This is a genomic window from Streptomyces sp. NBC_01006 (assembly GCF_045162725.1).
In the GTDB taxonomy this organism is placed as follows: domain Bacteria; phylum Actinomycetota; class Actinomycetes; order Streptomycetales; family Streptomycetaceae; genus Streptomyces.
The window spans coordinates 532,712-559,256 of the sequence record NZ_CP108701.1 but is presented as its reverse complement, the minus strand read 5'-3'; the positions used below and the strand labels follow the sequence as shown (position 1 = coordinate 559,256).

Genomic DNA, 26,545 nt, shown 5'->3' with positions numbered 1-26,545 from the left:
CGGTCCGTGCCTCGCGGAAGCCTGTTCCGTCGCTCGACCCGGAGCCGCCAAGTCCGGCATTTTCGAACCGGACAGGAGCTTTGGCCGTAGACCTGGACGACGCGCCCGGCTGGAAGTCCGACATACCAGGTGCGAAATCGGCGTAATCGCTAGTGAATGCCGCTTCTTGGACTGGCGACAGACGGCATCAAACCGGGCTTCAGTGGATAGAACATCCACTTAGAGGTCGTTTTCATCTTGAGTGTCACTTTCTGGAGCGGTTTGTTCCTCTCGTCTGGGTGTTGCTGATGGGGCTGCTGTGACGGTTCTACGTGGTGAGACCAGTGGTGTGACGTATGGGGCGGGGGCCTGCTTGCGCCCGTCTCATTCCAGGACACCCAGGTTTGTCCCGTGCTTCGATGCGGCGGGTTGCACGCCTGGGCGCACGCCCCCGGCCGGCGGTATGCCCAGTTCATGATGGAACGACGTGCGTATCCGAGTGATCTGTCCAACGCGCGCTGGGAGTTGATCGAGCCGGTGCTGTCCGCGTGGCGCTTCGAGCGTCGTGGCCGGGCTCTGGACTTTGGTCGGCCTCCGCGGCATGACCTGCGCGAGATCATGAACGCGATCCTCTACGTGGACCGCACCGGCTGCCAGTGGGCCTACCTCCCACATGACTTCCCGCCGCATCAGAGCGTCTACGGCTACTTCGCCCACTGGCAGAAGGATGGCGTCTTCGCCCAGCTCAACGGCCTGCTCAGAGAGCTGTTGCGCCAGCAGGAGGGGAAGAATCCCGAGCCGACGGCCTGCGTGATCGACGCGCAGAGCGTCAAGACCTCCACCTCCGTCCCCGCCAGGAGTCAGGGCATCGACGCGGGCAAAAAGATCGTGGGCCGCAAACGCAGCATCATCACCGACACCCTCGGCCTGCTCCTGGCGGTACTGGTCACCGCAGCCGGCGTCCAGGACTCCACCGCCGGGCAGACCCTGCTGGACCAGGCCGCCGCGGACCATCCCGGCCTGCGAAAGGTCTGGGTCGACGGCGGCTACCGCCAGCACCTCGTCGAGCACGCCGCCACCCTCGGCATCGACATGGAAATCACCGCCCGCAAGCCCGGGACCAGGGGCTTCACCCCGATCCGGAAGCGGTGGGCGGTCGAGCGGACCTATGGCTGGCTCATGCTCCACCGCCGCCTTGCCCGCGACTACGAGACCCACCCACACCGCTCCGAAGCCATGATCCACCTCGCCATGACCGACCTCATGGCCCGCCGCCTCACCGGCGAAAACACCATCTCCTGGCGCGACCCGACACCAGCACACCAAAGCCGCATCTCGGGATGAAACAACAGGATAAAACGACCTCTTAGGCTGCGAAGAGAGACGCGGCGAGGCACGAGTCCGAGGAGTCGTTGCGGGAGGCGAGGACCTCTTGGGCCGCGTACTCTTCGAGCAGCTGCTCGAAGGACTTGGCGCTGGGCCCGTAGTGCTCCAGGTACGTCCCGGCAAGCCGCCATGCGAGCGCCCGCCGCTGAGCCCGCAGGTAGCCGGCTTCGGTCCGGCAGATCGGCGCACGAACGAGGGCCGGGCGGAGCCAGCCCGTCGGTCACGAAGTAGCTCCGGCCCGCTTTCGCCGGGGACGCCCGGCCTGACTCCGGCGGGGCCTCCCGTGTCGAGATGCTGAGAAGAGCCGTGGTGCGAGCTACAAAAGACAGCGATCGGCCTGGCGGAGCGCCAATGGCCCTGTCACATGGGCAGGTCGGGCGTGCGCCAGCGCGGCGACGCCGCTTAGCGCGGCGCTGGGCAGAAGAAGGCCTTGCTGTTGTCCACCACCCATTGCGCGTCGTCCCAGCTCCAGCCGTTGTTCACCCAGGCCTGCACAACCCCGCGCTCGCTATAGGTCTCCAGGTGCTTGCAGACCCAATGACCCCACTGGGAGATCTCGGTGTTGTTGAGCGTGGTGTAGGGGATACGGGCGCGGAACCTATTGATGAACTCCAGGTTGTAGAAATAGTCGCCGTCGGTCTGCGTCGTCTGGCTTTCACACCGGAAGAGCCCCGGCAGCGCCCCGGGCGGACCGCACTCGTCTGGTGTGGGGGTATCTGTGGAGCTCAGACTTGGGGGCGACTGGGCGAATGCGCTCGTGGATGAGAGTGCCAACACGCCGAGCAGCATGGCGACAGTGGTGATGATTCGTCCTGATCGGGCTTGTGACATAGCGCTTTGACCTCATTCATGGGGGGGTCGGCGTCCGAACCGACAGCGCTGGGTGAAGCGACCCCAAGGGCTGACCAATGGTCAGTGCGCCACTTGTCTCCGGCCGTGGCGGCTGGTGTCGCTACCACTTAAGGGAATTCACTCCCGCCCTTGTCCGTCTACTGTAGCTCCACAATTAGCCGATTTCCTGTCTTATGTGCATATACCACCCCAGAAGGCGGCTCTGACCTGCGCGGATTCGGGCACTCGGGGGTGCAGAGGATCATGCGAAACCGACACCGCCGCGCCCGCGGCCGGGTCGGTGGGCGCCCGACCGATGCCACCGAGCAGGTCATGCGTGCTGCCCGGGACCTGCTGCCCGACCCGGGCCGTTCGATCGCCTCGATCGCGAATCTGCCGAGTGTCTCCCTCAGCACGCTCTACAACCACATCGCGGACCTGCAGGAGCTGCGCGCTGCCCCGCCTCACTACGGCTGGTGGCAGGCCGTCAGCGGGCCGCGCAACATCCCAGAAGTCCCCATCAACGCAAGGCGGAAGTCCACGAGGGGATCCACACGCCCCTATGGCTGAGGCAGTTGCCCTCGCCATCGCATGTCCAGGACTCCACCTGCCGTCCGGTGCAATGCGTGTGACGGTCGGATGACCGATACGTCGACCGCGTCAGCGTCTGCGGGATCAGCTGGGCTGAGCGGCTACGACGGGGACCCGTGAACCGGGGCGGGGGAGGCGGCCGGATTGCAGTTGCCAACTACACGCCCTCACTGACCACATGGTAGTACTTACGGATGAGTTGATCATTTTTATGGGGGGATCTTCGGTCGTGGGTTACACGGTGCCCGACTGGGCGGACACTCTGCTGGACGTCATCGGTGTCGCTTGGCCGAACATCGACGAGGATGACTACCGGCACATGGCCGACGCGCTCCGTGAGTTCGCCGACGATCTCCTGGACGACGGGCAACTGGCCAACAACCACATCGAACGCCTGCTCTCCGCCAGCAAGGGCGAATCCATAGAGGCCCTCAACGCCCACTGGAACAAGGTCAAGGGCAAGCACTTCAAAGACCTCGCCGACGCGGCGCGCACCATCGCCGGTGCGATGGACCTCGCTGCCGACGCGGTCTACGGCATGAAGATCGCCGCGGAGATTCAGCTCGGCTACCTGGCCGCCGAGGCTGGTATCGCGCTCTCCCTCATCCCGGTGACCGCAGGCCTGTCATCGCTGTTCGGCGCTGCCGCGATGCGCGCCACCCAGGAGGTGATCAAACGTCTCATCAAGGAATGCGTTGAAGAGGCCGTCGGCTACATCGTCTCCGCGCTGACCGAGCCGGCCGTCGCCGCGCTGGAGGGCATGGCCGCTGACCTCGTCGTGCAGCTGGGATCGATGGCGCTCGGCTTCCAGGACGGCGTTGACCTCGGCCAGACCGGCAAGGCGGGCAAGGACGGATTCGGTGACGGCGTCCAGTCCGGCAAGGAGGCTCTGCATCTCGCTTCCGCCAACGGTAATGGTGCAAGCGCTGGTGCCGGCGGAAGTGGTCTGGTCGACCTTCACATCGAGCACGCGGAACACACCCGTGCGAGTACCAAACTCAACACGGTCAGCACTGGTATCCACGGCAAGACCAGCTCGAAGCTGACCAAGGCCAAGCATCACCACGGCCGGACCCGGGGTCGCGACTCCATCGCCCAAGCCATCGACCCGGTCGCCGACAAGGCTCTCGCAGCCCTCACCAAGGCGACCAAGGCCATGGGCGACCACGTCGGGACCACGCTGCCCAAAGCCGTCCGGCAGATATCCACCGACCACAAGAAGACCGACCAGGACATCCACGACGACTTCAACCGTATGAAGAAGCACGGATCGGGAGGTGGCGGCCCGGGCAGGACGGGCGCCGGCAGCAAGGACGGGAGCAGCCGCACGAAGCCCGACTCCCTGGACAAGGCCAAGGACGAGGTCCGCCGCAACGGCATCTCACTGGACAAGAAGCGCTGCGAGAACGACCCGATCGATGTGGTCACGGGCGAGATGACCCTGCCCCAGACGGACCTCGCCCTCCCCGGCACACTGCCGCTCGTCCTCCGGCGCACGCATCTGTCCGAGTACCGCTACGGCCGGTGGTTCGGCCGCAGTTGGGCCTCCACCCTCGACGAGCGTCTGGAACCGGGCCCCGGCGGCCTCGGCGCCGTCTGGGCCAGGGAGGACGGCTCCGTCCTCGTGTACCCGCGCCTGCCACAAGCCGGTGACCAGCCCGTACTGCCCCTCGAAGGACCCCGTGTCGCCCTCGCGCACGGCGGCGAGCACGACGGCGAGACGACCTATACGGTCTCCGACACCGGATCGGGACTGACGAAATCCTTCACCGGCAGCCCATACCGTGCCTCCACGGCCTACTGGTTGACCACGGTCTCGGACCGGAACGACAACGTCATCACCTTCGGGCGGGCCGGCAACGGAGCCCCCACCTCCGTCTCCCACAGCGGTGGCTATCAGGTGCAGCTGACCACCGAGGACGAGCGGGTCACCGCCCTGGCCGTGCGCGCGGACGACGGCCCCATCACCGTCATGTCGTACGGCTACGACGAGCCCGGCAACCTGACGGCCGTCACCAACTCTTCCGGTTCGGCTCAGCGTCTGACATACGACGAACACACCCGCGTCACGTCCTGGACCGACCGCAACGGCTCCACCTTCCAGTACGTCTACGACACCGCCGGCCGGGTCGTCCGCACCGTCGGCCCAGAAGGCTTCCTGTCCTCGACCTTCACCTACGACACCGCATCAGGGACGACCCTCTACACCGATTCCGCGGGAGCGACCACCCTCTTCCGCTTCAATGACCGCCTCCAGGTCGTCGCCGAGACCGACCCGGCCGGGCGCACCAGCCGGCGGCTCTGGGACCCATACGACCGGCTGCTCGCCCAGACCGACCCTCTCGGCCGGACCACGACCTACACCTACGACGGGCGCGGCGACCTCGTCCGTATCATCCACCCGGACGGTGCCGCGGCCACCGTCGAGTACAACGACCGGCACCAGCTCACCTCCGTCATCGGCCCCGACGGCGGCAGGTCGCACCAGGCGTACGACGACCGCGGGAACCCGACCCTCTTCACCCGTCCGAACGGCACGACGACACGACTCCTCCACACGGCGCAAGGGCACCTGGCCGGCGTGGACGACTCCCTCGACGGGCTGGAGCGCATCCACTGCGACCCTGCGGGCCTGCCTCTGGTGGTCCGCACCGCGCAGGGTACCGTCACCCGCTACGCGCGGGACGCGTTCGGCCGCGCGATACGGATCACCGACCCTCAAGGGGGTGTCACGGAGCTTGAGTGGACGGTCGAGGGCAAGCTGGCGCGCCGTACGGACCCGGACGGGTCGGCACAGTCCTGGGCCTACGACGGCGAGGGAAACTGCCTGACCCACACGGACGCCGCAGGCGGCGAGTCGCACTTCGAGTACACCCACTTCGACCTGGTGTCCGCCCGCACCACACCTGAAGGCGCCCGTCACTCCTTCGCCTACGACACCGAGCTGCGTCTCACCCACGTCACCAACCCCGCTGGCCTGAAATGGAGTTACACCTATGACGCACTCGGCCGCCGCATATCCGAGACCGACTTCGACGGCCGCAGCCTCCACTACACCCACGACGCCTTCGGTCGGCTGACCAGCCGTACCAACGGGCTCGGCCAGACGATCCGCTACGAGCGCGACGCTGCCGGGCGGGTGGTCGTGAAGGACGCCGCGGGCGCACTCACCCGCTTCACCTACGACGCCTCAGGCCGTCTGGTGCGGGCCGTCGGCCCCGACGCGGATCTCTCCTACATACGCGACGCATCGGGCCGGGTCCTGCGCGAGGTGTGCAACGGCCGGGAGCTCGCCCACCTCCACGACGAGGCCGGCCGTCGTATCCGCCGCACCACCCCGACCGGTGCGGTCAGCAACTGGGATTTCGCAGGCGATCGGAGCGCCCTGCTCGATGCCTCCGGCCGACAAGTGGCCTTCCGGTTCGACGAGGCGGGCCGCGAGACCGTCCGGCGCATCGGCGACAGCCTGACCATCGACCACACGTACGACGACCTGGGGCGCCCCACCGGTCAGCTGGTCCGGGCGGCCGGTGACCGCACCGTCCAGCACCGCACATACGCGTACCGGCCGGACGGGCACCTCATCGAGGTCGACGACCGACTGACCGGCCGGCGCCGGTTCGACTTGACCCCGGAGGGCCGGGTCACCTGCGTGTCCGCCGCGCAGTGGACCGAGCGCTACGCCTACGACGGGGCCGGCAACCAGACCGAAGCCTCCTGGCCGGCACACGACGCCTCCGCCACAGGGCCGCGCACCTACGCGGGAACGCGGCTCACCCGCGCGGGCTCCGTCCGCTACGAACACGACGCACAAGGCCGCGTGGTGCTGCGCCAGAAGCAGCGCCTCTCGCGTAAGCCGGACACCTGGCGGTACGAGTGGGACGTGGAGGACCGCCTGGTCGCGGTCACCACTCCGGACGGCACTCGCTGGCGCTACGTGTACGACGCGCTCGGCCGCCGCATCGCGAAGCAGCGCCTGTCGCCGGACGGAGCGTCGGTCGCCGAGGAGATCTCCTTCACCTGGGACGGCGACACCCTCGTCGAGCAGGTAAGCCGTGTGCCCGGCTCACCGGAGTCCGTCGCGCTGACGTGGGATCACGACGGCGTGAAGCCGGTCACCCAGGTGGAGCGGCGGTTCATCGGCCCGGCGGAGGTCGACAGCCGCTTCTTCGCGATCGCCACGGACCTGATCGGCACCCCGCGCGAGCTCCTCGACGAGCACGGAGAGGTGGCCTGGTACACGCGCGCCACGCTCTGGGGCACCACCACCTGGAACCACGACGCGAGCGCCTACACCCCTCTCCGTTTCCCCGGCCAGTATTTCGATCCGGAGTCGGAACTCCACTACAACCGCCACCGCCACTACGACCCGTCCACCGGCCGCTACGTCTCCCCCGACCCGCTGGGCCTGAACCCGGCTCCGAACGCGTTCACGTACGTCGACAACCCGACACGAGGGATCGACCCGCTGGGCCTGGCCCTGTGCCCGCACCGCAAGAGCGACGGCCCTCGACACAGCGTGGTCCTGGGCTGGAACCAGCCAGCGCCCAACGGCCCCTCGAACAGGCTGGCACGACACCTGCGCAACGATCCGAACGATCCGGACCATGATCCTGACCGGCCTCAGGATCCCGGAGCGCACACGTACAACGATCCCTCCTACGCCGCCATCGAGGGCGGAGCGCCGGTGTGGATGACGAACGTCATGGATGCCGTCGGGGACCGGAACACGACTCTCTCGATCACCCTCGACGGCATGCCGAACCGCGCCGGGGACCGAGGCAACTGGAACACCCCCGAGACCATCGTCGAGGCGTTCCAGCGCGCGGTCGCGGACGGTTCGCCCTACTCGACCCAGGAAGGGAACCGGCCGGAAGGCGTCGGCACGGCCTGGGAGATGAGCATCGTCGCGCGCAATGTGCGGATGCACGAGGCTGATGTGGCGGACGGAGACCCGAATCCCATGGGGCGGTCGTGGGACTCTATCCACTGGTACTCGGACAACCAACGCATTGAAGTTCCCCGACCCGACATTCCCGAATTGAGTCCGCCGGACACCGGCAACAAACCGAAGAGGAGATGAGCTCGCGTGATGACGGACAGTAAAGGCTCTGAGAAGGTTGGCGAGATCGTCGCGGAACGGTGGCGGGAGTTCCTGGGGTTCGGGGAAGACGTGATCGACCCCGCCATGGTGCGGGCCGCGTACGCGCAACCGCGGCTGCGGGTGCTCTTCCCCGGGGTCAGCCACGGCATCCTCTACCTCAGCCGGTGCACCGGCTACCCCGCCTCGCACGACGTGCCGCTCGTGTATCCGCTCGCGGCCGGCGGGTTCCAGGTCACGGGCCGGACCGGGGAAGGCGTGCTCGGTGAGGTGTCGACCCTGGAGGAGGCGTTCGCCTTGGTCGTAACCCACCTCCCCGAAGGCAGCGGACCCGCCGTCCTCGGAACGAAGGACGATCTGTGACCGTGACCTCGGCACTATGACGGACAGCCGACAGGCCGCCCCGTCCTCGGGCCCGGACCCCATGGGACCCGCCGTGGCGCGGCCCGCGCACGGTCATCCCACCCCGCGCTCCTCGGCGTGACGCGTTGGCAGGGCGGCCGCAGGCGTCTGCCTCCTCCGGCAGTCCCTGCCCCACATTTCCGTGAACGACCTGGCCTGCTCTCCGCCAGCAGGACGTGCACCCCACCTGAGCGGCGTTGGGCCGCCGAACACGGCCACCTCCTGGCCCCGCTGGACGCCAACGTCCAGGACGCGGCGGTGGGCATGTGGCTGAAGAACGCGCGGGCCTCCGCCTGGAAGGCTGCCGAGATCAAGCAGCGGCGCGAGGAGGGTCTGCCGGCGGCGGCCGGGGCGCTGTCGGGCGCGGAGGCCCGAGGCGTGTCCCAGGCGACTGAGGCCGACCTCGGCGGTATCGGATACTCCGGTTCCCTTGTGTGAACGGCCACGCACATGGCAGCCGGCCACTTCTCAAGAGGCGCCTTGCGGCAGCAGCCTTGTCGCTCGGTGACAGCCGTGATCGGAACCGCTGCGGGGTGCGAACAGGGACAACCGCCTCAACCTGGCTGACGCCTACCTCGTGCCACCAACGCGCCCGTTCGCACACCCCGCCGCGGACTCGGACACGGCGCCTTCGTCGGGGCGCCGCCGTATCTCCGTCGCGGCCGGCACGCCGGCCGCCGACACGGCGTAGAAGTCCGGATGCAGGGTGCGGTATGCGGTCTCGTTCGGGAGCCGGTACTCCCAGGCCAGTGTGCGCGTGACCACGCCCGTGATCGGGTGGTCCCGGTAGTACCGGACCCAGTCTGCCCACAGCCAGGTCCGCGTCCCACCGGCCAGTGCTCCCAGCCGCTGCTGCTCCTCCGCCAGGGTCTTGCCAACGCAGCGGCCGTGCCGCGTGCCTGCACCACTGCCTGATCTATGTGGCCACGCAGGCGGTCGTCGCCGGGCTCGGCGCCCGCGCGCTCGGCATCCGGGTCCACCCGGTCGCCGCCGCGGCCGCGCTCGCCATCTCCTTCGGCACCCACTACGCCGAGCGTCTGGGCGGTGGCGGTATTCGCAACTCACCACCAACTTGGGTCGGCATCCACGCCTACGGGGCCGAAACGGACACACGGACGCGACCACCGATATTGCGTCCACCAGGTGGCGTGGGCACTGGCTTCAGTACCGGAATGGACGAGTCCCCGTCAGCGACCACGCGCGTGCGAACCGGCCGGAGCGCACTGTCAGGAGGTCGACGCCGCCGACAGAGGTACCGTCAGCCCTGGTTTCGGCCGTCCAGAGAAACGCTACGTACCTTCGCGCGGGGTCGACGACGGGCTGCCGGTGGATCGTGATGGCGGGCGGGTCGTTGGTCTTGGCCTGTCGCTCGATCAGGTCGGCCAACTCTGAGGGGCCGTGCGCATCGCCCGCCGGTCCGGCGCCCGAGAACAGGTCGAAGTCGTCCGTCACCACGTCCGTGGCCAGCTCGGCCCGGCCGTTGCGAAGCCGAACCCAGTGGTGGCACAGGTCCTCGATCGTGGCAGGGTCGGTCCGATGGGCCGCATCGGGTTCTGGATCGGATTGTTCACAACGCCGCTCCGCCACGAACGTCCAGTTCTCCCGTATGCGGTCGTCCGTGAGAATGTTGACGTCGATGCCGGTCAGTACCTGACCGTCGGCCTTCCTCACATCCCACAGGTAGGCGAATCGGTCACCGGCGTCGACGAGTACCCGCGGGCTGAAGACGTTCACGTGGCGCGCGCGGTACCCGGTAACGAACTGTTCCTGCTCGTGCGGGCCGACCACCGTGTCCAGGCCGGCTCCGTGATCCGACCACTGCACGCAATCGTCGGACATCAGGCCGTACGCCAGGGAGGGGTCCTCGTTCCACATGCGGCACCACGTGATCATGCGCTTCTCGTTGTCCATGGTGAACAGCATTGCGGCCCCTCGCGACACCGTCCTGTCGGTGTTTCAGATCACAGCGCGAAAGGTTCGGCGTCCAAGCGCTTCAACTCGGCCCTCCACTGCGGTTCCCGGGACGCCACTCGTTCGTCCGACGGTTCCAACGAGGTGATCCGGTCGAGCTGAAAGCCTCGGACCGCTGACCGCAGCCGGCACCACGCCGCCAGATACCAGCCACTGGGTCCCCACAGGAGGCCCAACGGCTCGACGTCGCGGGTTGTTGCCGCGCCAGAAGGGTCGGTATAGGTGAGGTGCAGGACATGTCCGGAGACCACTGCCTCGACGATGATCTCGCTCAACTTGCCGCTCTGGCCAGGCTCGTGGTCCCCGACCCGGTACACCATCCGCGCGAGCGTTGCCTCCCGCTGTCGCACGTCGGCGGGCAGCACTGCCAGCACCTTCTGACCGGCGCGGTGTGCAGCTGCCGCGAACGGCGTGGACGCCGCTGTGCGAAGCGCGACGCTGACGGCGAGGGCCTCAGAGGCGCTGAGTGTCACGGGCGGCAGCGTACGGTCCCGGTCCAGGCTGTATCCACCAGCCCGACCGGAGTCACTGCGGATCGGCAGGCCCGACTGCCTCAACGCTTCGAGATCCCGCTCTACGGTGCGCACACTGACCTCGAACCGCCGTGCCAGCCACGGAGCACTGCGCGGCCGGGGCGCTACTGCTCGAAGCTCCTCGACCAGCGCATACAGGCGATCGGTGCGGTTCACTGCCCCAGCCTACCGCCGCCGCCGAGTCGAGCTCCGCGTGCGACACCGGCGTGAGCTGTACGACGAAACCCTCGCGTTCGTACGACACTTCGGGGTGCGGGGGCGTCGTCGGTCGTCGTCACGTAGAGGTCGATGTCCGACAGGCCGTGCCCCAGGCCCGCTGCCAGCGATCCACTGACGAAGGCGAGCCGGATGTTGTCCCGGCCCACCGCTTCGTCCAGCACGGCCCGCGCCGCGGCCAGGTGGGCCTCGCCGAGGTGGACGTCGGGCACCGCCCGGACCCCGGTTCTTCCGGGGGGGGTGTCTCCGCGCTCGTCGCGTCCCGCTCCACCGTCTGCATCTCACGTCCCTTCCCCGTCCGTTTCCGCCCCATCCGTGTGCGACCGGGGCATGACCTGAACGTTAGGAACGGGCGATCCACTCCCCCTACTCATCCGACACACGAGGGCGTGTATCGCCGGACCGCCGAAGGCGGCGGGGTCGGCGGGAGCGTGCGGGGTGGTGTCCCGCGGGGGTTTCGGGCCGCATGTGCGGGGCTGACCGATGCCCGGCCTCCCGCCCGGCACGCCTCAACACCCAGATGAGTGGAGGGAGTTGAACTGGACGACGATGCGCTTGACCCGCTTGTCGCCGGGACCGGTTCGGTAACGGCCGGGCAGACGCCTCACGCCGCCGGGCAGACTCGCCGGACCACAAGGCAGCCTCACTCCCGGCAGGAACCGCCATGACATTCACAGAAGAAGACTTGGTCTGGGCAGCAGCCCGCATGCTCGCCTGCCTATTCGGCGCACTCCTGCTCTGCGGAATCGTGATCATCATCACGGTGGCCGTCGCAGTCACCGTCAAGGAGCACAGGAAATCCCCGCGACAGTGAGCATTGCCCTTCCCTCCGTCTGCCGGGCCCGGGCCTCAGGACCGTTGGAGGCACAAGCTCAGTGGCCATCGATTTCGGAGACTTTGACCCTGGGGACGGTTTCATCTCATTCGCCGTGATTGACCCCTGCGCCGTGGCGGCGCCCGACGCGATGGCCGAGGAAGAGCATGGCTGGGAAACGTACACGTCGGACGGCCGCGTCGGCCGTCCTCGCCGGGGCAAAGGACGGCACCATCCAGGGCGCCCCCATTCGGCCGGAGGACGGCTGGGCCTCGGACAAGAGCGTCCAGCAGGCCGTGGACGCGGTGAACAACGACCGCAAGCTGCGCGCATACCTCCTGGCCAGGGCGAAGTCGGCCAAGGAACACATGGACACCCACAACCGGGGCAACTCGCAGAACCGCTCCGCGGAGATGCAGGCCCTGATCGACAAACTGGAGAACTGGCCGTGACCGGCATCGAATTCCTCGCCTCCTTCATCACGACCGGGCGCCTGCACGGCATCGGCATCGGCATCGGTTCCACCCTCGCCGAGGTCGACCGGGCCCTGCGGCACCGCCACGTCGATGTCGTCGGTTGTTGGCCCACGACGGTCGGCATCGTCATCGGCTTCGGTGCGCTGATGCTCCCCCTGGGCCTGGGTGCCCCGACGGCCATGTCTCTCGTCCGATTCGGGATGGCCGGGCTGCTCTGGCCGCCCTACTCGTCGCTGTCCACCGCCCTCTTCCAACGCTCGGCGCCCAGCGCGCTGCTGCCCCAGGTCCTCGCGGCGAGTTCTGCCGTCCGGGTGCTGTCGGTACCACTGGGCACCGCACTCGGAGGACCGCTGGTGGCCGGCCTCGGCGCGGTCGGGGCACTGCGCCTGTCCGGTACGGGCATCGCGCTGGTGGGCCTGGCCGCCGCCACCGCACTGACCCTGCGGGTCACGCGAACGTGCCACGAACCGGGCCGTTTTGGGCCGTCTGGGCATGCCACGGATCTTCCTCACATGCGATCGAGACCAGCCGCTTCTGCAGCCCCCTGACCTGAGCGACTGGCTGCCCGAGGACCACCTCGCCCGGTTCATGACCAAGGCGATCGAGCGCCGCTGCGGCGAGAACGCCGCCTTCCGGATGATCTGCGCGAACCAAGCTCCCGACCACGTGACGACGCCCGCTTCCGGGTCCGCCGCCGGACCGTCTCAGTAGGCCGACCACGGGACCCGGCAGGTATGGAGGGCCGCTCCCTCCGGGCACAGGGCGGCGATGAGCGCCTTGCGCAGAGCTCTTCGCGTCCGCCGGGAGACACCACGCGCAGCCGCAGCGTCACCGGATGGGTGCCTGCCGCAGATCGACGGTGTTGCATGCGCAGCGCTCCTGGCATGGTGGCCGCATGGATTCTGACGCCCCGTTTCCGGTCCACATGGACAAGGTGGTGGACGGGCTGGCGGTGAACTCCGCTCTGCCGGCTCCCTTGATCCGGAGGCTGTTCGGGTGGCGGCGCGGGCACGGGAATGTGGCGACACGTCCAGACTTACCGAGGACATGATCGCTGAGATCATCGCCATCGACGATCACCGGCTCCTGCACAGTCTCGCCCTCAATGACCGGCTGCCCGACCGGTTCCGTATCCGGGCTGGCCGGCCATGGGGACAAGGCGGTGCGGTCCGCGCTCGTCGTTCGTTCCGAGACCGCGCCGCGGGAGATGCTGGAGCAGCTCATCGGCGATCCCGATCCGCAGGTCCGCGGGTCCCTGGCCCAGAGCCATGGCACGCCTCCCGATCTTCGGGCCCGCCTTGCCTCCGATTCCGACCCGAAGATCCGCGCCGTGCTGGCCAGGCACTGGACACGGGCGCCGGAAGCGATCCTCACGGACCCGCGCTGGTGGACTGGCGCGGCGGCGGCCCCGGCTGCTGGACGCCGCCGGAGGCGTGGCGGCGCTTCGGTCGGCATCGGTGGCCGGCCCTCGCGGTCAGGGCCGGTAGTAGGCGTCGATGGGGGCGCGTGCCTCGTCGAACAGGGCCGGGCCGTCCTGCGCCACCGTCGGCCATGCGCCCGACTCCGGGTTGAGTTCCACGAGTTGCGCCGTGGAGAGTGCGTAGACCACGCGTCCGAGTCCGGAGCGGACGATGGCGCCGGCGCACATGCCGCACGGCTGGCAGCTGGTGTACAGAGTGGTGCGTGCGGCCGTGTCGTGGTCGAGTTCGCGGGCCGCCCAGCGCGAGAGTTTCAGTTCCGGGTGGGCGGTGATGTCGTCGTCACGTCGCACCGTGTTGTGGGCCTCGGCGAGAACCGCTCCGTCCGGGCCGGCCAGCAGGGAGCCGTACGGCGCGTCGCCCAGGGTGACGGCATGGGCCGCGATGGCGACGGCCCGCCGCAGGAGCGCCTCGTCGGCAGGGGTGATCATGAGGTTGTCCTCCAGTGTGTCGCCACGGCCGTGAGTGCCTGCCAGGCCTCGTGGGGCCGACGGGTCTCCTGCGGATCTCCGTGGTACGGGTCCAGCACGACGGTGTCGGCTCCGAGGCGCTCGAGCTGGTCGAGATCGTCGAGGATCTGCTCGAGGGTGCCGGTGCCCGCGAGCCGCTCGGGGTCGCTCACCGGTGCGGTGGTCAGCCGCAGGGCGATGCGGGGCGCGAACGCCGGCAACGAGTGGTTCGTCACGACCGAACGCATCCAGGGGAGGGTTCCCCGCAGCGGATGCCAGGCATCGCCGAACTCGATGGCACGCCGGATTCCCGCCTCGCTGTTGCCGCCGACCCAGACGGGAATCGGGGCGGCGTGCCCGCCGCCCTCCTCGCTCCAGGCCTTCCGTAGGGCGACCAGGTGCTCGTCGGTCAGTCTGCCGCGCGCACTGAACGGCACGCCGAGCGCTTCGAATTCCTGACGCGCCCAGCCGACTCCCACCCCGAGCACGAGCCTGCCGCCGCTGAGCTCGTTGAGGTTGGTGGCCATGCGCGCCACCAGCAGCGGATGCCGGTAGGGCAGCACGAGCACGGTCGTGCCCAGCCGCACGCTGGTGGTCATGCCGGCCAGCCAGGACAGGGTGGTGAACGGTTCGTGGAAGGGTGCCGGATAGCGCGCGGCCACGTCCGGGGTGACGGCCACGTGGTCCGACACCATGAGGAGGTCGAAGCCGAGCCCTTCCACGATCCGCGCCCATTCGCTCAGCACACCAGGAGTGGTTCCGGGCCCGAAGTTCGGTACGTTCACGCCAAGTTGCATGATCGGAGGCTATCTCGGTGATCAAGAAATCTGAAAGACGTTTCTCCCGGCCAAGCAGCCATTCACCCATGACTTTCCCGGTAGGCTCGCGGTATGGCCGGGAATCTTGATGACATCGACTGGGCGATCATCGACGAGTTGCAACGGGACGCGCGCATCTCCCTCAGCGAGTTGGGGCGGCGCGTGAATCTCGGCTCGTCGGCCACCACGGAACGGGTGCGCCAGCTCGAGGCGTCGGGCGTCGTCACCGGCTACCGCGCCGTGGTCGACCTGGCCAAGGTCGGCTATCCCGTGCTCGCCGTCGTCCGGTTGAAGTACCCGGGCAACCGCCACCAGCCGCTGCGCCGGCTGCTCGCCGACCGGCGGGAGATCCTGGAGTGCCTGCGCACCACCGGAGACGACTGCTACACCCTGAAGGTGGCCGCGACCTCCATGGAACATCTGGAGACGCTGATGGACGAGCTGGCCGGCTTCGGCAGTACGACCACCAGCGTCGTCTACAGCCAGACGCTGCCCTATCGCGGACCCGACCGGCCCTGAGGGCGGCGGTCGGCGGAGCCGGACGGAGTTGTAGTAGTCGGGCAGCTGTACCAGGTCCGAGCCGCGACGCGGGGAATCGGTCTTCGGCTGCACGGCTGGAGCTCCAACGACCCCTCGGAGCCGCCGCCGGCGAGGCCGACGCACAGCTGCGACGCGGCGTTGACCAAGGGCAGGCCGGTGGGGGCGGGGATCGGCGAGGGCCGCGCGGAGGACGGCGTGGGAGTGACCGGGGACGAGGCGGCGACGGCGATGCGACACCGGGGCGCCGATGGACACGATCGGTGGCGCCGAGTCGTCCAGGGATGGCAGCAGGTACGGGTCCGCGACCGCGCAGGCCTGGGACCAGCTGCATCCCCGGCTGACCCGCCGGGCTGCGAGGATCGAACACGAGGGACCGCTTCCGATCATCGAGGACGCCGTGATCCGGTTGTCGGTCGCGAAGCTGCCCAGCGGCGGGGTGAACCAAGCCCGTCTGGCCGTGGTGACCTGGCACCGGGCCGACGCCGAGGACGCCGACCGGTGCTGGCCGTCCCTTCTCCGCCGCTTCGACGTGGAGCACACCTTCCGGCCCCCCGAGCAGACCCTCGTCTGGACGCGGCCGAAGCCGCGGGACCCGGCGGCCGCTGACTGCTCGACATGGCTCGTCCTTGCCGCGCACGCTCAGCTCCGGCTGGCTCGCCCACTCGCACGGGATCCGCGCCGGCCGTGAGAGCGGCCAGCGGAACCGAACACACTCACCCCCGCCCGATTTCGCCGGGGGGTCAGAAACCTGCGTACGAAGACGGGCAGGCCGGCCCGTGCACCGAAACCCACACGACCCGGCCCCGGCCGTCCGCTCGGCTCGAAGAACCGGCGGCCCGCCACCCGCTACGACGTCCGACGAGAAGCAGCGGCCCGTCTGGGGCCGTCCGAAGGGGATCGTCCTGCTGGCGACCAGAGGGCTGGCGCACCAGCGTCCTCACCATGGAGGCCGAATGCTCTGCGGGCGCCTGGACGTGCCGATCAACACCGACCCATAAGACGCGCGGGCCGCGGCGGCAGCGATGGTGACGGAACTCGCTCGCGACTTCCACGACACCGACGTCGAGGTGAACTGGGATCCGCCCCAAGAGCCCTGGTCATGGTGGTTCCCCGCGAACGGCCCGGCAAGCCACCACGAAGAGTGGCGGCGACCGGTTCCCCGTCACGGGTTCGCGCTGCCCGGAGGGCGCGGCACCCCTTTGTGCCGTTTGTCGTTTTCGGTCAACGGCAGCCGATTTCGGTCATTGTGATCGAGGATCCAGCCGTGCGTGCACGGGCGCCCCACTCTGGAGCGGAGTCCCGTCCCGGCCAGGGCGGGACATCACGATCGAGACGCACAGGGGGGAGGGGAAACCATGAGGGTACGCACACGGCTGCGCGGGGGCGGCATCGTGCTGGGGGCCGCAGTGCTGGCGGTCGCAGTGGCGTCGGGTCCGGCGACGGCTGCCGACCAGTGGCGGGCGAGGCCGGGGACCCTGTACATCTCCGATCTGCCGAAGACCGAGTCGTGGCGCGCCAACCCGGTCGTACGGGGTTGGGGCGACGAGTACGTCTGCCCGGCGGGCTGGCCGGCGGAGCCGGCCGTGGTGAACGTCTGGAACCGGGACTTCACCACCGCGGAGACCGCGTTCGCCCAGCAGAAGGTCGCGGTGTTCGCCACGGAGGCCGAGGCCAGCGCGTTCGCGGCCAAAGCCCGGCAGGACTACCTCGACTGCGCTAACGCCCCGCAGCCCCCCGGCGTGACCGCGACCTACTACGACCACGGCACGGTGGACGCCGAGGAGGGCGCCGCCCTCCAAGGGATGTACACCTTCAACGCCAACACTCCCGAACGCCCCGGCTTCAACTACCTGTGGGGCGTGGGCCGCGACGGCGACACGGTCACGCTGGTCCTGGCAGAGCTACTGGGGCGATCCGCCCGTGGCCGAATGGAAGAAGACCCTGCGGACCGCGGTGAACAAGCTGCACTGAGCCGATGAGGGCCGTCACTCCCGCACCAGATGGCGGCCCCTGCCTCTCGCCCTGGCGTCGCACCATCTCAGTGATCCAGACGGGTGCGAACGGAGACCTGTGCAGCCCGGCGAAGTCGGCTAGTCCTCGACCATCTCCAGGCGCTCGCCGATGTCGCCGACCCGGGCACGGTGCTCAGGGTGATCGATCCCGATCCGGGCCAGGCAGCAGTTCATCGCCCACCGGGTACAGTCCGGGACATCTGGCCTCCGGGTCCGATGGAGAACGTGCCTGGCGAGGAGTGCCGTTCAAGTCTTGACGGGGGGATTACTACCGAGCCGAGCCGAGCCTCGTACTTTTACGGAGTCCACGGGAGCCGGTCGCGAGCGAACAGCACGGCCCAGGTCGTACGGAGCAGGACGGCCGTGATGCGGGCCCGCAGCTTCGGCAACGGACCCGGAAGGCGGCCGGTCCCGGCGCTGTGCGGTGACCCGTCGGTCCGGGGCGGGATCGTGTCGGTCGTGCCCCGGACCGACGCCGCAGAGCGTCACGGGCGGTTCTGCGGGACGTCCGCCGGGGGCGGTGGCGCGGGTACCGCCGCGTTGTAGGCCTTCCAGATCAGCGGCGGGAGGGCGCTGCCCCGCTCGGAGTCAGGGCCTCCCACACCCTGCATGGGCAGCAGTTGCGGGACGTCGGGCTTCGTGCGGAACATCGCGACCGAAGTGCTCAGGTCCGGCGTCGCACCGATGAACCAGGCCGAATTCATACGGTCGTTCGGACCGGTCTTCCCTGCCCAGGACGGGGCGGTCGGCCGGCCGTTCGGCGGTCCGACGGTGCTCCCGCTCACCTGGCGGAGCGCCGCGCCGACGATCGAGGCCGCCTCGGAGCTCATGGCCCGCCGCGGTTTGGGCCGACCCAAGTCGTTCACCGTGACGCCGTTCCGCTCGACCCTGGACACCGAGTAGGGTTCGGTGGCCCGGCCCTGGTTGACGAAGGTCGTATAGGCGCTGGCCAGCCGGACGGCGCTGGGGGTGGAGGTGCCGATGGAGAAGGTCGGCTCCAGCTTGGCCATGCTCTCCGCACGCAGTCCCGACGCGACCGCGACTTCTTTGACCTTGTCCAGGCCGATCTTCTTGCCGATCTCCACGAACGGCGTGTGATCGGAGGCCACCAACGCCGAGTCGAGGTTCATGGATGCCATGGACGCCCGTACCGGCATGGGTTGCAGGGGAGCCGGGGAAGCGCCCTCGGCGGAGCGTTCCCTGCCTTCGAGGTCCTTCTCCAGGGCGGCGGCGTACACGAAGGGTTTGAACGCCGAGGCTGCAGGGACGCCTGAGGTGTCCGCGTTGTTGCTGAAGTGTTCGATCGCATCGGAGCCGCCGTAGACCGCGACGATCGCTCCGTCCTCGGGGCGTATCGAGGCCGCGCCGACCTGCACGTATTCGTCCTCCGCGCGCTTCTTCGGGTCCAGTCGGTCCGCACGTACCTGCTCGACGGCCTTGGCCAGCGCGAGCACCTTGTCCTTCTCGAAGGTGGTGTGGACGCTGTAGCCACCACTGGCCAGATCCTTGCCCGTGATGCCGCTGCGGCTCTTGAGGTACTTATTGGCGATGTCGACGAGGTAGCCGATCTGCCCAGCCTGGCTGGTCGGCTTGACAGGAGGCTTCGGCTCTGGGAATTCCGTGTACTTCGCGCGTTCCTCGGCGCTCAGCGAAGCCGTGTCGACCTGACGGTCCAGAATCCAGCTCCAGCGGTCCTCCGCGCGTTGATGGTTGTCGGCGCTGAGGGACGGGTCGAAGCTCTCCGCGCCTTTGAGGACAGCGGCCAGCAGGGCGCCCTGACTGGGGTTCAGCTCCTTGGCGGGGATGCCGTAGTACGCGTACTAGGCCGCCTGGACGCCGTACGCGTCGCGGCCGAACCAGGAAGTGTTGAGGTACCCCTCAAAAATCTCCGTCTTGGGCCGCTGGTTGCTGACCTTCAGGGAGAGGAAGAGTTCCTTGATCTTTCGCTCGACGGTCTGGTCCTGGCTCAGATAGGTGTTCTTCACGTACTGCTGGGTGATCGTCGAGCCGCCCTGGGTCTCCTCGCCCTTGACGATGTTGACGGCGGCGCGGCCGATGCCCGTCACGGAGACGCCCGAGTCCCTGTAGAAATCCGCGTTCTCCGCCGCGATGACGGCGCGCTGGACGGAATCGGGCACCTGGGAAAGCTTCACGTCCTGCCGGTTCACATCGCCGACGCTCACCATCCGGCTGCCGTCCGCCCAGTAGTAGACGGTGGCCTGCCGGCGCGCGGAATCGTGCGGGTCCGGGATCTGGACCTGTACGTAGACGGTGCCCAAGAGGCCGGCGAGGGAGCCGACGAAGAGCAGGAACAAGCCGGAGGTCAGTTTCCAGGAGGGCATCCAGCGCCGCCAGCCCCGCCGACCGTGCCTGGGGAAGTCGACGAGACGGCGACGTGCCGTGCGGGCGGCTCTCCTACGGCTCTTCACTCGGCCCGCACGGCGCCGTGTGCGTCTCGGACCTGCCGCCTTCTCCGGGCTTTCCGTGTCGTCCGGACTGCCGGTGAGAGCCGCGCGGCGTTTGCGGGGCAGCCTCATGGGGTTGCCAACCTCCTCGATCGCGAGCCGTCACCTCGGGGGCGATGACGGACTCGGCTTGGAAGATGATCACATCGTGTTCGAGGTTGGGCCCTTCATGAAATCTTCATACGCGGCACGGGGCTTGAGAAGTCATCTCATGCCACCAGGGCCAGGGGCCGGCCAAAGGAACTCGTACGGACGATCGATCACCGGTGGTCGCCCCGGCAAACGGCGCCACCCGGCTCACCGCCGACCGCTCCGGCCGGGTGGGGCCCCGGCAGAGGCGGACGAAGGTGCCGGACCGGCGCGATCCGGGTGACCGGACCGGTGACGATCCGGCCGACCTGCTGCGCGATCGCCCGCAACTGGATCTGAACGCCCCTCGCTGCCCACTGCGGCCAGCGAGCCGGGGCGCGCTGGTGGCTTGCTCTCGCCGTCAGCGGCGCGGGGCCCACGGGTCGTCGCACTCCGCAGGATCGGACTGTTCGGGGTGGAGCATCACTCGGATGCAGCGCCGCAGCCCGTCTCGCCGGCTCCGCCGGCGGCGGCCATCCAGGGCAGGACGTCCATGGCGTGGGTTGCACTCGTCGGTGGCGAGGCCGTCGACGGCGGCGCTCAAGTCGTCGGGGGCAGGTACGTCGGTGAGGCAGAACCAGCCGATCGCGGCGGCCGGCCGGACCTCGGGCAGTAGCGCTCCAGCAACTCCAGCAACTGCTGAAAGCTCAGTGCCGATCATCGATCATGGGACAGGCCATACGTCGCAGTTGGCAGGCGCGGTGGCTCTCGTTCAACAGTCCCCAGGAACGGCGTGTGGGTGCTGGGGGAGGTCTGTGAGGGTGAGGGCTTCGGCGGCCTGGGCCAGGTGGGCCGTGGCGCGTTCGCGGTCGCCGGCTGCCGTCAGGGCGGTGCCCACGAGGCGCAGGGCCCGGGCCTCGGCGGTGTGCCAGCCGAGGCGACGGGTCGCCGCCACCGCGCGTTCGCCGCAGTCCACGGCTTCCGGCAGGCGCATCCCGGCCAGTTGGGCGGCCGTTTCCGACACCAGGTTCATCGCCTCCATCGCGGGAGAGCCGTGTCGCGCTCCCAGTTCGGCGCTCTGCCGGTGCCGGGCCACGGCCTCGTCGATGCGGCCGAGGTGGCGGGCCGTGAGTCCCAGGTTGTAGAGGGCGTATGCCTCGCCACCCTGGTCCCCCGCGTCGACGGCGGACGCGAGGGTGGTCCGGCTGATCTCGGTGGCCTCGTCGCGCCGGCTGAGGCGCAGCAGCGTGCTGACGCTGCTCGCGCGGGCGTTGCGGCAGGCCCAGTCGCTGCCCTGCGCCTCGCCGGCGGCGACGGCCTGACGGTGCAGGGCGTCGGCCTGGTGCCAGTGCGCCCGGTACTGGCACACGTGGGCCCGGCGGTTGAGGATCCCGGTGTGCACCGCGTCGTCCCGTACCGCCCGTACCGCGTGTTCGGCGGAGTCCAGGATCCGGTCCGCCTCGTCCAGCCGTCCCAGCTGGGCCAGTGCGCTGCCGAGCACGTAGCCGGCGCGGCCCTCCGCCCGCAGGTGCCCCTGCTCCTGCGCGGTCCGCACGATCCGGCGAAGCGGTTCGAGGGACTCGGCCCACAGGTACGAGCCCTCCAGGAGCGGTTCGACGGCGAGCGCGAGGTCGGCGGCCACGGCGACGGCCGACGGCACGACTTCGAGGACCTGCGCGGCGACGGAGAGTGCGCCGTCGTGGTCGGGATCGAGCAGCCGTCGGCGGCTGTCGGGGCGGCCGGGGCAGCCGTCCGGGGGGAGCAGGCCGGAGACGTGGTGGCCCGGGCGCTCGGCGGCGTGGACGGTGCGGGCCTCGGCGAGCAGGTGGTCGAGGAAGCGGGTGATGGCCGCCGCCTGCTCCTCGGGGCGGTCGTGCTCACGGGAGCGCTCGGCCGCGAACATCCGTAGCAGGGGATACTGCCGGTAGACACCGGGACAGGGCGACTCCAGCAGACCGAGCCCGGTCAGCCGCTCGAGGAACTGCCCGGCACGCGCCGGTGGCAGCCCGCCGAGGGCGGCTGCCCCCGCGACGTCCGTGGCGCCCCGGCGCGGGAGCGCCAGCAGCCGGAACAGCCGGGCCTCGTCGGCGTCGAGCAGGTCGTAGCTGGGCCGGACGCACGCCGTGATGCCGTCCGGGGATCCTCCGGCCGGTGCGGGGAAGACGGAGAACGGGGGCAGTGCGGGGAAGGCGGGGTGGCAGCCGTCGAACAGGCGGACGAAGTCGGACAGGGACCAGGAGGGCCTGGCCGCGAGCCGCGCGCCGGCCAGCCGCAGGGCCAGGGGCAGCCCGCCGCACCGCTCGGCCAGGGCCGCCGCCTGTAAGGGCTCGGCGGCGATCCGCTCCGGACCCAGGACGGTGCGGAGCACGGCCAGCCCTTCGGGGGCGGCCAGGGGCTCCAGGCGCACGCGCCGTACGGTCTGCAGCCCGTCCAGCGTGTCACGGCTGGTGACGAGCACGGCGCAGGTCGGCGAGCCCGGGAGCAGTGCCTCGACCTGGGCGGCATCCCGGGCGTCGTCCAGGAGCAGCAGGATCCGCCGGTCGGCCACGGTCGTGCGGAAGAGGGCGGCCCGCTCCTGCGCCCCGTCCGGGATCGCCGGCGCCGGCGCCCCGAGCGCCTGGAGGAAGCCGGCCAGGACCGAGCCGGGGTCCGCGGGGTCCGCCGCGGTGCCGCGCAGGCTCGCGTACAGCTGCCCGTCCGGGAAGCGGTCCCGCAGTCGCTGGGCGACGTGGACGGTGAGCGCGCTCTTCCCGACGCCGCCGGTGCCGGTGACCGCGGCGACCGCGGTGGATCCGGCGGCCCGGGGCGTTGCCAGCGCGTCGAGCAGGTCCCGTACGGCCTCGGTACGGCCGATGAGGTTGTCCGGTGAGAAGGGGAGCTGGGCCGGTACCGGCAGCGCGGCGGGGTCCGGGCGGACGGGTGGCCCGCCGGGCGAGGGTTCCTCGGCGGCGGGTGGGGGCTCAGGCGCGTGGTGCGGGCGCGCGCCCTTTTCGTCCCCCGCCGTCGGGACGTTCCGGCCGCTGCGGGCCAGCGCGAGTCCGGCCAGTTCCCGCAGCCTGCCGTGGAGGGGGTGTTCCGCGCAGAGCCTGGTCAGTTCGGGGACGAGCCGGGAGTGGCGTCCCAGCCGCAGGTCGAGCTCGATGCGTTCCAGCAGCACCGACAGCCGCAGTTCCGACAGTCGTTCGCGGTGGATCCCGGCGTGCGGGCCGGGGAGCCCCGCGAGCGGAGCTCCCCGCCACAGGCCGAGCGCCCGGGCCAGCAGACCGGCCGCCTTGCCGGTCTCCTCCGCGGCGGCGCACGCGCGGGCCGTGGCGACCAGCTCGTCGAACACCTCCAGGTCCAGTCCCCCGGGGGCGATGTTCAGGAGGTAACCCTGGCCGTGGGTCTCGATCCGGGGTCCGAGCGCGCACCGGAGCCGGTAGACGTGCGATCTGACCGTGCCCGCCGCCGTGCGCGGCAGCTCCTCTCCCCAGAGGCCGTCGACGATCTCGTCGAGGTCCACGACGTCGTTGCGCCGCAGGAGGAGCATCGCGAGCAGCGCCCGCTGCTGCGGCGATCCGAGGGGAAGCTGTTCCTGGCCCCGCCGCACCTGGACCGCTCCGAGCACGGAGAAGAACGGTTCGGGCTCAGCGCTCGTCACGGTGGACTCCCTTCTTGTGACGGGGTGTCCGTTCGTCCGCGGAGCCCGGGAGGGGGCTGGTGGTCAGGACCGGTCCGGTCGGGATCTCTGCGGCGATCGTGCGCACGGCGTCACCTCCGTTGAAGGGCAGACGGATTCCACGGCGCGGCGGGCCGGTTGGGGGAACCGGACCGCCGGGCCTGGAACGACCTTGCCAGGCCTTGCGGCGCGTGACCCCACTCTCAAAGGATCATGTGAATGCCATGCACCTTTAGGAGCCAAGGGGTGGCGAGCACGTGAACGGGCGGATCGAGTGGGTACGGGAGCGGGAGGTGTACGAGGGGTGTGGGTGGGGTGAGCGGAAGCGCGAGCCGCGCGCGCACGCCGTCGGGCGGGTGGTCGTGACGAAACTGCGGACCGCGTCACGAAAACCGGGACGGTGGTCGGCCGCCGTCCCTCAGGGCCGGATCGGCAGGCGGTAGGTGCCCGCGGCGGGGGTGTCGAGCACCCCCGCGTCCACCAGGGCTTCCGCGATGCCGGCCGCGTGGGCCCGGCCGGTGCCCAGTACGGCCGCGAGGGCATCGACGGACAAGGGGCCGGCTCCGCGGTGGGTGAGCCGGCGGGCGGCGCGGGCCAGTTCGGGCGACAGGTGCTCGTGGCCGGGGATGTCGGCACCCGGTGCGCCGACATCCGATTCGTCGGCGCCCTCGCCGCAGGACGGGTCTGCGGCGCGCGGGTGTGCGGTGAGCTCGATGTGCGTCGTGCCGGGCAGGGCGGGTGCGAGGACGCGGGACCGGGTGGTGAGGAGTACGGCGCTGCCGGGAGTGCCTGGCAGCAGAGGTGTGACCTGCGCCGCGAACCGGGCGCCTTCGAGGACGACGAGTACGCGCCGTACGGCGAGGGCCGACCGGTAGAGCGCGGCCCGCTGATCCGGGTCGGCGGGAATCCGGGCCGCCGGGACCTCAAGGGTGTGCAGGAGGTGCGCCAGGACTGGGCCGGGGTCGGCCGGGGCCGGGCTCCAGGTCCGCAGGTCGGCGAAGAGCCGGCCGTCGGGGAAGCGGTCGGCGACGAGGTCGGCGATCCGCGCGGCCAGTGCCGTCTTGTCCGCCCCGCCGGGCCCGGTGATCGCCAGAACGGGGACGACGCCGCGCTCCGCCCCCTCGGTGAGGACGCGCTTCGCCGTGGCGAGGGCGCGTTCCGCCTGGTCCGTGGAACCCGTTCGGTCCTGTGGCCGGGCAGGGGCGCGGGGCCGGTCCGGGGCGAGGGGTGGCGGGTCGTGGGCGAGCAGTCGGGCGTGAAGAGCCGTCAGTTCCGGGCACGGGGCGACGCCGAGTTCCTCGCCCAGGATCCGGTGCGTGTCGGCGAAGACGGTGAACGCCTCAGCCTGCCGGCCGCAGCCGTGCAGGGCCCGCATGTGCAGGGCCCGCAGTTCCTCGTCGAGCGGGAATTCCCGGGTGAGCGCGGTCAGTTCCGGAATCACGGTGTGGTGCAGGCCAAGGCGCAGGGCGCAGACGGTGTGCCGCTTGCGGGCGGTCGTGCGCAGGGCGGTCAGCCGGGCCCGTTCCTCTTCGGCGAACGGGCCCGGCACACCGGCCAGGGCCTCCCCGGACCACAGGGCGAGCGCGTCGGCGAGCAGGGCGTGTTCGGCGGCGGTGTCGCCGCGTTCGCGGGCCTGCCGCGCGGCCTCCGCCTGCTGCTCGAACCGCCAGGCGTCGACCGACTCCTCCGGGGTGCGCAGGACGTACCCGCGCTCGTCGCCGAACAGGATCCGGGCCGGCTCCCGGGCGCTGCGGCCGGGTTCGAGGAGGGTGCGCAGCGCCCAGGTGTAGGTGCGCAGGTTCCCGGCCGCGCTGGCCGGGGCGTCGTCACCCCAGACCGAGGCGACGAGTTCGGCCACCGTGACCGGCCGGCGGCGCCGCAGGAGCAGGACGCTCAGGACCGCCTGCTGGCGCGGCGGTCCGGGGCGGGCCGCTGGAGCACCGGGCAGGCCCACCCGGACCGGCCCGAGCAGCCGGAAGAGAGGGGCGCCGTCGCCGTCGGGCGCGGCTGGGTTTCCTCCTCGCATCCGGCCTCCTCCGCGGTGCCGAGCGGTCTGATGGTGTGTTCGGCGGCTTGGCAGTGGCCTGCCCGGACCGCGGCCGGGCAGGCCACTCCCCTCACTTCCAGTAAGTGGTGACGCCCGTAGCCTGCCTGGTGGCCTTGTCCCAGCCGACAACCGCCACCAGGTTGCGCCCGCTCACCTCGTGCTCGTAGTACCAGGTGCCCTCGTCGACCTGGCACCAGGCGTCGCCCGCGCCCTCACGGACGGCTTCCAGAACCTGCTGCGCGGTGATGTTTCGCTCGCCCATCCGGGTCAGGATGTGCTTCGACCATACGTCGATGGTGGTCGGGGCGAAGGCGCGGCCGCACTCGTTCTTGAGCGGGGGGCAGCCCTGGCCGTCGTCGCGGCAGCGCATCGCCGAGATCGGCGAGTCTGCCAGGGCCGCGACCTGGGCCGTCGTCGCGGCCTGGATCCGGACCTGGGACGGGGCGGGCGTCGCCGCCTGGGCCGGGGCGGTGGTGAACGCCGCCGCGGAGGCCGCGAGGGCGACGAGCGCGAGCCGGAGGCGCTGCGAGTTGATCATCGGGGGCTTCTTCCCTTGTTCCGTGACGTGCGCGGCCCTGCGGCCGCCTGAAACGAATGTCTCCGGTGGCCGTCCACGCGTGATGAGCAGGCGATCGATCCTGTGATCACAGGTGATGGACGTCCGTTCATCCCACGAGGACCGGCCCGCCGCACAGTGGTGGCCATGACC

The 26,545-nt window shown here is 70.0% G+C and carries 22 protein-coding genes and 2 pseudogenes; 11 read left to right on the top strand and 13 right to left on the bottom strand.

Translation table 11 applies throughout. The features are described 5' to 3' along the window. Positions 1-453 precede the first annotated feature (453 nt). Positions 454-1,323: an IS5 family transposase gene (locus tag OG509_RS42130; protein ID WP_331742723.1), complete on the top strand. Its 870-nt coding sequence runs from the start codon at positions 454-456 to the stop codon at positions 1,321-1,323. Between the two features lie 444 nt (positions 1,324-1,767). Here OG509_RS42130 and OG509_RS42125 read toward each other — a convergent pair whose 3' ends face one another. Then, positions 1,768-2,154, bottom strand: a complete 387-nt coding sequence (locus tag OG509_RS42125; protein WP_406187932.1) for a hypothetical protein — start codon at positions 2,152-2,154, stop codon at positions 1,768-1,770. Positions 2,155-2,460: 306 nt separating this feature from the next. Between OG509_RS42125 and OG509_RS42120 the strand changes: the two genes are divergently transcribed. The 4 genes from OG509_RS42120 to OG509_RS42105 all read left to right on the top strand — a co-directional run bounded on the left by OG509_RS42120 (position 2,461) and on the right by OG509_RS42105 (position 8,728). Beyond that, a complete protein-coding gene (locus OG509_RS42120; protein ID WP_406187931.1) occupies positions 2,461-2,766 on the top strand; it encodes a hypothetical protein in 306 nt (101 codons plus the stop codon). A 250-nt stretch (positions 2,767-3,016) separates the two neighbouring features. Next, positions 3,017-7,870 carry a DUF6531 domain-containing protein gene (locus tag OG509_RS42115; protein ID WP_331742719.1) on the top strand — a complete coding sequence of 1,618 codons (4,854 nt, stop codon included), beginning with the start codon at positions 3,017-3,019 and terminating at the stop codon, positions 7,868-7,870. A gap of 9 nt (positions 7,871-7,879) precedes the next feature. After that, the gene (locus OG509_RS42110) at positions 7,880-8,251 is read left to right on the top strand and encodes a DUF6193 family natural product biosynthesis protein (protein ID WP_331742717.1); all 372 of its coding nucleotides are present in this window, start codon (positions 7,880-7,882) and stop codon (positions 8,249-8,251) included. 297 nt (positions 8,252-8,548) lie between these two features. Further along, a complete protein-coding gene (locus OG509_RS42105; RefSeq protein ID WP_406187930.1) occupies positions 8,549-8,728 on the top strand; it encodes a hypothetical protein in 180 nt (59 codons plus the stop codon). Positions 8,729-8,860: 132 nt separating this feature from the next. Here the strand turns inward: OG509_RS42105 and OG509_RS42100 are convergent, their stop codons facing one another. The 4 genes from OG509_RS42100 to OG509_RS42085 form a co-directional block, all read right to left on the bottom strand. Continuing rightward, the gene (locus OG509_RS42100; RefSeq protein ID WP_406187929.1) at positions 8,861-9,055 is read right to left on the bottom strand and encodes a hypothetical protein; all 195 of its coding nucleotides are present in this window, start codon (positions 9,053-9,055) and stop codon (positions 8,861-8,863) included. Positions 9,056-9,451: 396 nt separating this feature from the next. After that, positions 9,452-10,201 (bottom strand): nuclear transport factor 2 family protein, encoded by a 750-nt coding sequence (locus tag OG509_RS42095; RefSeq protein WP_406187928.1) that lies wholly within the window; start codon positions 10,199-10,201, stop codon positions 9,452-9,454. A 50-nt stretch (positions 10,202-10,251) separates the two neighbouring features. Beyond that, complete coding sequence (locus OG509_RS42090) at positions 10,252-10,950, bottom strand: WYL domain-containing protein (protein WP_331742713.1); 699 nt, start codon at positions 10,948-10,950, stop codon at positions 10,252-10,254. Next, positions 10,947-11,222 (bottom strand): hypothetical protein, encoded by a 276-nt coding sequence (locus OG509_RS42085; RefSeq protein WP_331742711.1) that lies wholly within the window; start codon positions 11,220-11,222, stop codon positions 10,947-10,949. Before OG509_RS42085 ends, OG509_RS42090 begins: the two co-directional genes overlap by 4 nt. A 452-nt stretch (positions 11,223-11,674) precedes the next feature. Between OG509_RS42085 and OG509_RS42080 the strand changes: the two genes are divergently transcribed. From OG509_RS42080 to OG509_RS42070, 3 genes are all read left to right on the top strand, one after another. Next, positions 11,675-11,824, top strand: coding sequence for a hypothetical protein (locus tag OG509_RS42080; protein ID WP_331742709.1), 150 nt, complete (start codon positions 11,675-11,677; stop codon positions 11,822-11,824). Positions 11,825-11,991: 167 nt separating this feature from the next. Then, a complete protein-coding gene (locus tag OG509_RS42075) occupies positions 11,992-12,276 on the top strand; it encodes a hypothetical protein (protein ID WP_331742707.1) in 285 nt (94 codons plus the stop codon). Continuing rightward, positions 12,273-12,848: a hypothetical protein gene (locus OG509_RS42070; protein WP_331742705.1), complete on the top strand. Its 576-nt coding sequence runs from the start codon at positions 12,273-12,275 to the stop codon at positions 12,846-12,848. Before OG509_RS42075 ends, OG509_RS42070 begins: the two co-directional genes overlap by 4 nt. 926 nt (positions 12,849-13,774) lie before the next feature. Here OG509_RS42070 and OG509_RS42065 read toward each other — a convergent pair. Together OG509_RS42065 and OG509_RS42060 are read right to left on the bottom strand one after the other, a co-directional pair. Next, on the bottom strand, positions 13,775-14,209 hold the full coding sequence (locus OG509_RS42065) for a nucleoside deaminase (RefSeq protein ID WP_331742703.1): 435 nt from the start codon (positions 14,207-14,209) through the stop codon (positions 13,775-13,777). Further along, positions 14,206-15,024, bottom strand: coding sequence for an LLM class flavin-dependent oxidoreductase (locus tag OG509_RS42060; RefSeq protein ID WP_331742701.1), 819 nt, complete (start codon positions 15,022-15,024; stop codon positions 14,206-14,208). The genes OG509_RS42065 and OG509_RS42060 overlap by 4 nt, the downstream gene beginning before the upstream one ends. 93 nt (positions 15,025-15,117) lie before the next feature. Here OG509_RS42060 and OG509_RS42055 point away from each other — a divergent pair, with 93 nt between their 5' ends. From OG509_RS42055 to OG509_RS42045, 3 genes and pseudogenes are all read left to right on the top strand, one after another. Further along, entirely contained in the window at positions 15,118-15,564 is a 447-nt protein-coding gene (locus tag OG509_RS42055) for an Lrp/AsnC family transcriptional regulator (RefSeq protein WP_030873151.1), read from the top strand. Positions 15,565-15,871: 307 nt separating this feature from the next. Beyond that, positions 15,872-16,441 (top strand): annotated as a pseudogene (locus tag OG509_RS42050) (transposase); the annotation flags it as partial. Positions 16,442-16,940: 499 nt separating this feature from the next. Further along, on the top strand, positions 16,941-17,564 hold the full coding sequence (locus OG509_RS42045; RefSeq protein WP_331742697.1) for a hypothetical protein: 624 nt from the start codon (positions 16,941-16,943) through the stop codon (positions 17,562-17,564). Between the two features lie 37 nt (positions 17,565-17,601). Here OG509_RS42045 and OG509_RS42040 read toward each other — a convergent pair. The 6 genes and pseudogenes from OG509_RS42040 to OG509_RS42015 form a co-directional block, all read right to left on the bottom strand. Next, a pseudogene (locus OG509_RS42040) lies at positions 17,602-17,798 on the bottom strand (DNA alkylation repair protein); the annotation flags it as partial. 284 nt (positions 17,799-18,082) lie between these two features. Further along, positions 18,083-19,051 carry a penicillin-binding transpeptidase domain-containing protein gene (locus tag OG509_RS42035; protein WP_331742693.1) on the bottom strand — a complete coding sequence of 323 codons (969 nt, stop codon included), beginning with the start codon at positions 19,049-19,051 and terminating at the stop codon, positions 18,083-18,085. 366 nt (positions 19,052-19,417) lie between these two features. Continuing rightward, entirely contained in the window at positions 19,418-19,939 is a 522-nt protein-coding gene (locus OG509_RS42030) for a biosynthetic peptidoglycan transglycosylase (RefSeq protein ID WP_331742690.1), read from the bottom strand. Positions 19,940-20,903: 964 nt separating this feature from the next. Continuing rightward, complete coding sequence (locus OG509_RS42025; RefSeq protein WP_331742687.1) at positions 20,904-23,771, bottom strand: BTAD domain-containing putative transcriptional regulator; 2,868 nt, start codon at positions 23,769-23,771, stop codon at positions 20,904-20,906. Between the two features lie 436 nt (positions 23,772-24,207). Continuing rightward, positions 24,208-25,815 (bottom strand): BTAD domain-containing putative transcriptional regulator, encoded by a 1,608-nt coding sequence (locus OG509_RS42020; RefSeq protein ID WP_331742684.1) that lies wholly within the window; start codon positions 25,813-25,815, stop codon positions 24,208-24,210. Between the two features lie 91 nt (positions 25,816-25,906). After that, positions 25,907-26,374: a DUF4258 domain-containing protein gene (locus OG509_RS42015; protein ID WP_331742681.1), complete on the bottom strand. Its 468-nt coding sequence runs from the start codon at positions 26,372-26,374 to the stop codon at positions 25,907-25,909. Positions 26,375-26,545: the final 171 nt, after the last annotated feature.

Bases quoted from the DNA above. Each gene is read 5' to 3' on its own strand.
- OG509_RS42130 (WP_331742723.1), top strand. From the start codon at position 454: ATGATGGAACGACGTGCGTATCCGAGTGATCTGTCCAACGCGCGCTGG.
- OG509_RS42095 (WP_406187928.1), bottom strand. From the start codon at position 10,201: ATGGACAACGAGAAGCGCATGATCACGTGGTGCCGCATGTGGAACGAG.
- OG509_RS42020 (WP_331742684.1), bottom strand. From the start codon at position 25,815: ATGCGAGGAGGAAACCCAGCCGCGCCCGACGGCGACGGCGCCCCTCTC.
- OG509_RS42045 (WP_331742697.1), top strand. From the start codon at position 16,941: ATGAGGGTACGCACACGGCTGCGCGGGGGCGGCATCGTGCTGGGGGCC.
- OG509_RS42015 (WP_331742681.1), bottom strand. From the start codon at position 26,374: ATGATCAACTCGCAGCGCCTCCGGCTCGCGCTCGTCGCCCTCGCGGCC.
- OG509_RS42060 (WP_331742701.1), bottom strand. From the start codon at position 15,024: ATGCAACTTGGCGTGAACGTACCGAACTTCGGGCCCGGAACCACTCCT.
- OG509_RS42110 (WP_331742717.1), top strand. From the start codon at position 7,880: ATGACGGACAGTAAAGGCTCTGAGAAGGTTGGCGAGATCGTCGCGGAA.
- OG509_RS42080 (WP_331742709.1), top strand. From the start codon at position 11,675: ATGACATTCACAGAAGAAGACTTGGTCTGGGCAGCAGCCCGCATGCTC.
- OG509_RS42120 (WP_406187931.1), top strand. From the start codon at position 2,461: ATGCGAAACCGACACCGCCGCGCCCGCGGCCGGGTCGGTGGGCGCCCG.
- OG509_RS42055 (WP_030873151.1), top strand. From the start codon at position 15,118: ATGGCCGGGAATCTTGATGACATCGACTGGGCGATCATCGACGAGTTG.
- OG509_RS42065 (WP_331742703.1), bottom strand. From the start codon at position 14,209: ATGATCACCCCTGCCGACGAGGCGCTCCTGCGGCGGGCCGTCGCCATC.
- OG509_RS42125 (WP_406187932.1), bottom strand. From the start codon at position 2,154: ATGCTGCTCGGCGTGTTGGCACTCTCATCCACGAGCGCATTCGCCCAG.
- OG509_RS42030 (WP_331742690.1), bottom strand. From the start codon at position 19,939: ATGCCCTCCTGGAAACTGACCTCCGGCTTGTTCCTGCTCTTCGTCGGC.
- OG509_RS42075 (WP_331742707.1), top strand. From the start codon at position 11,992: ATGGCTGGGAAACGTACACGTCGGACGGCCGCGTCGGCCGTCCTCGCC.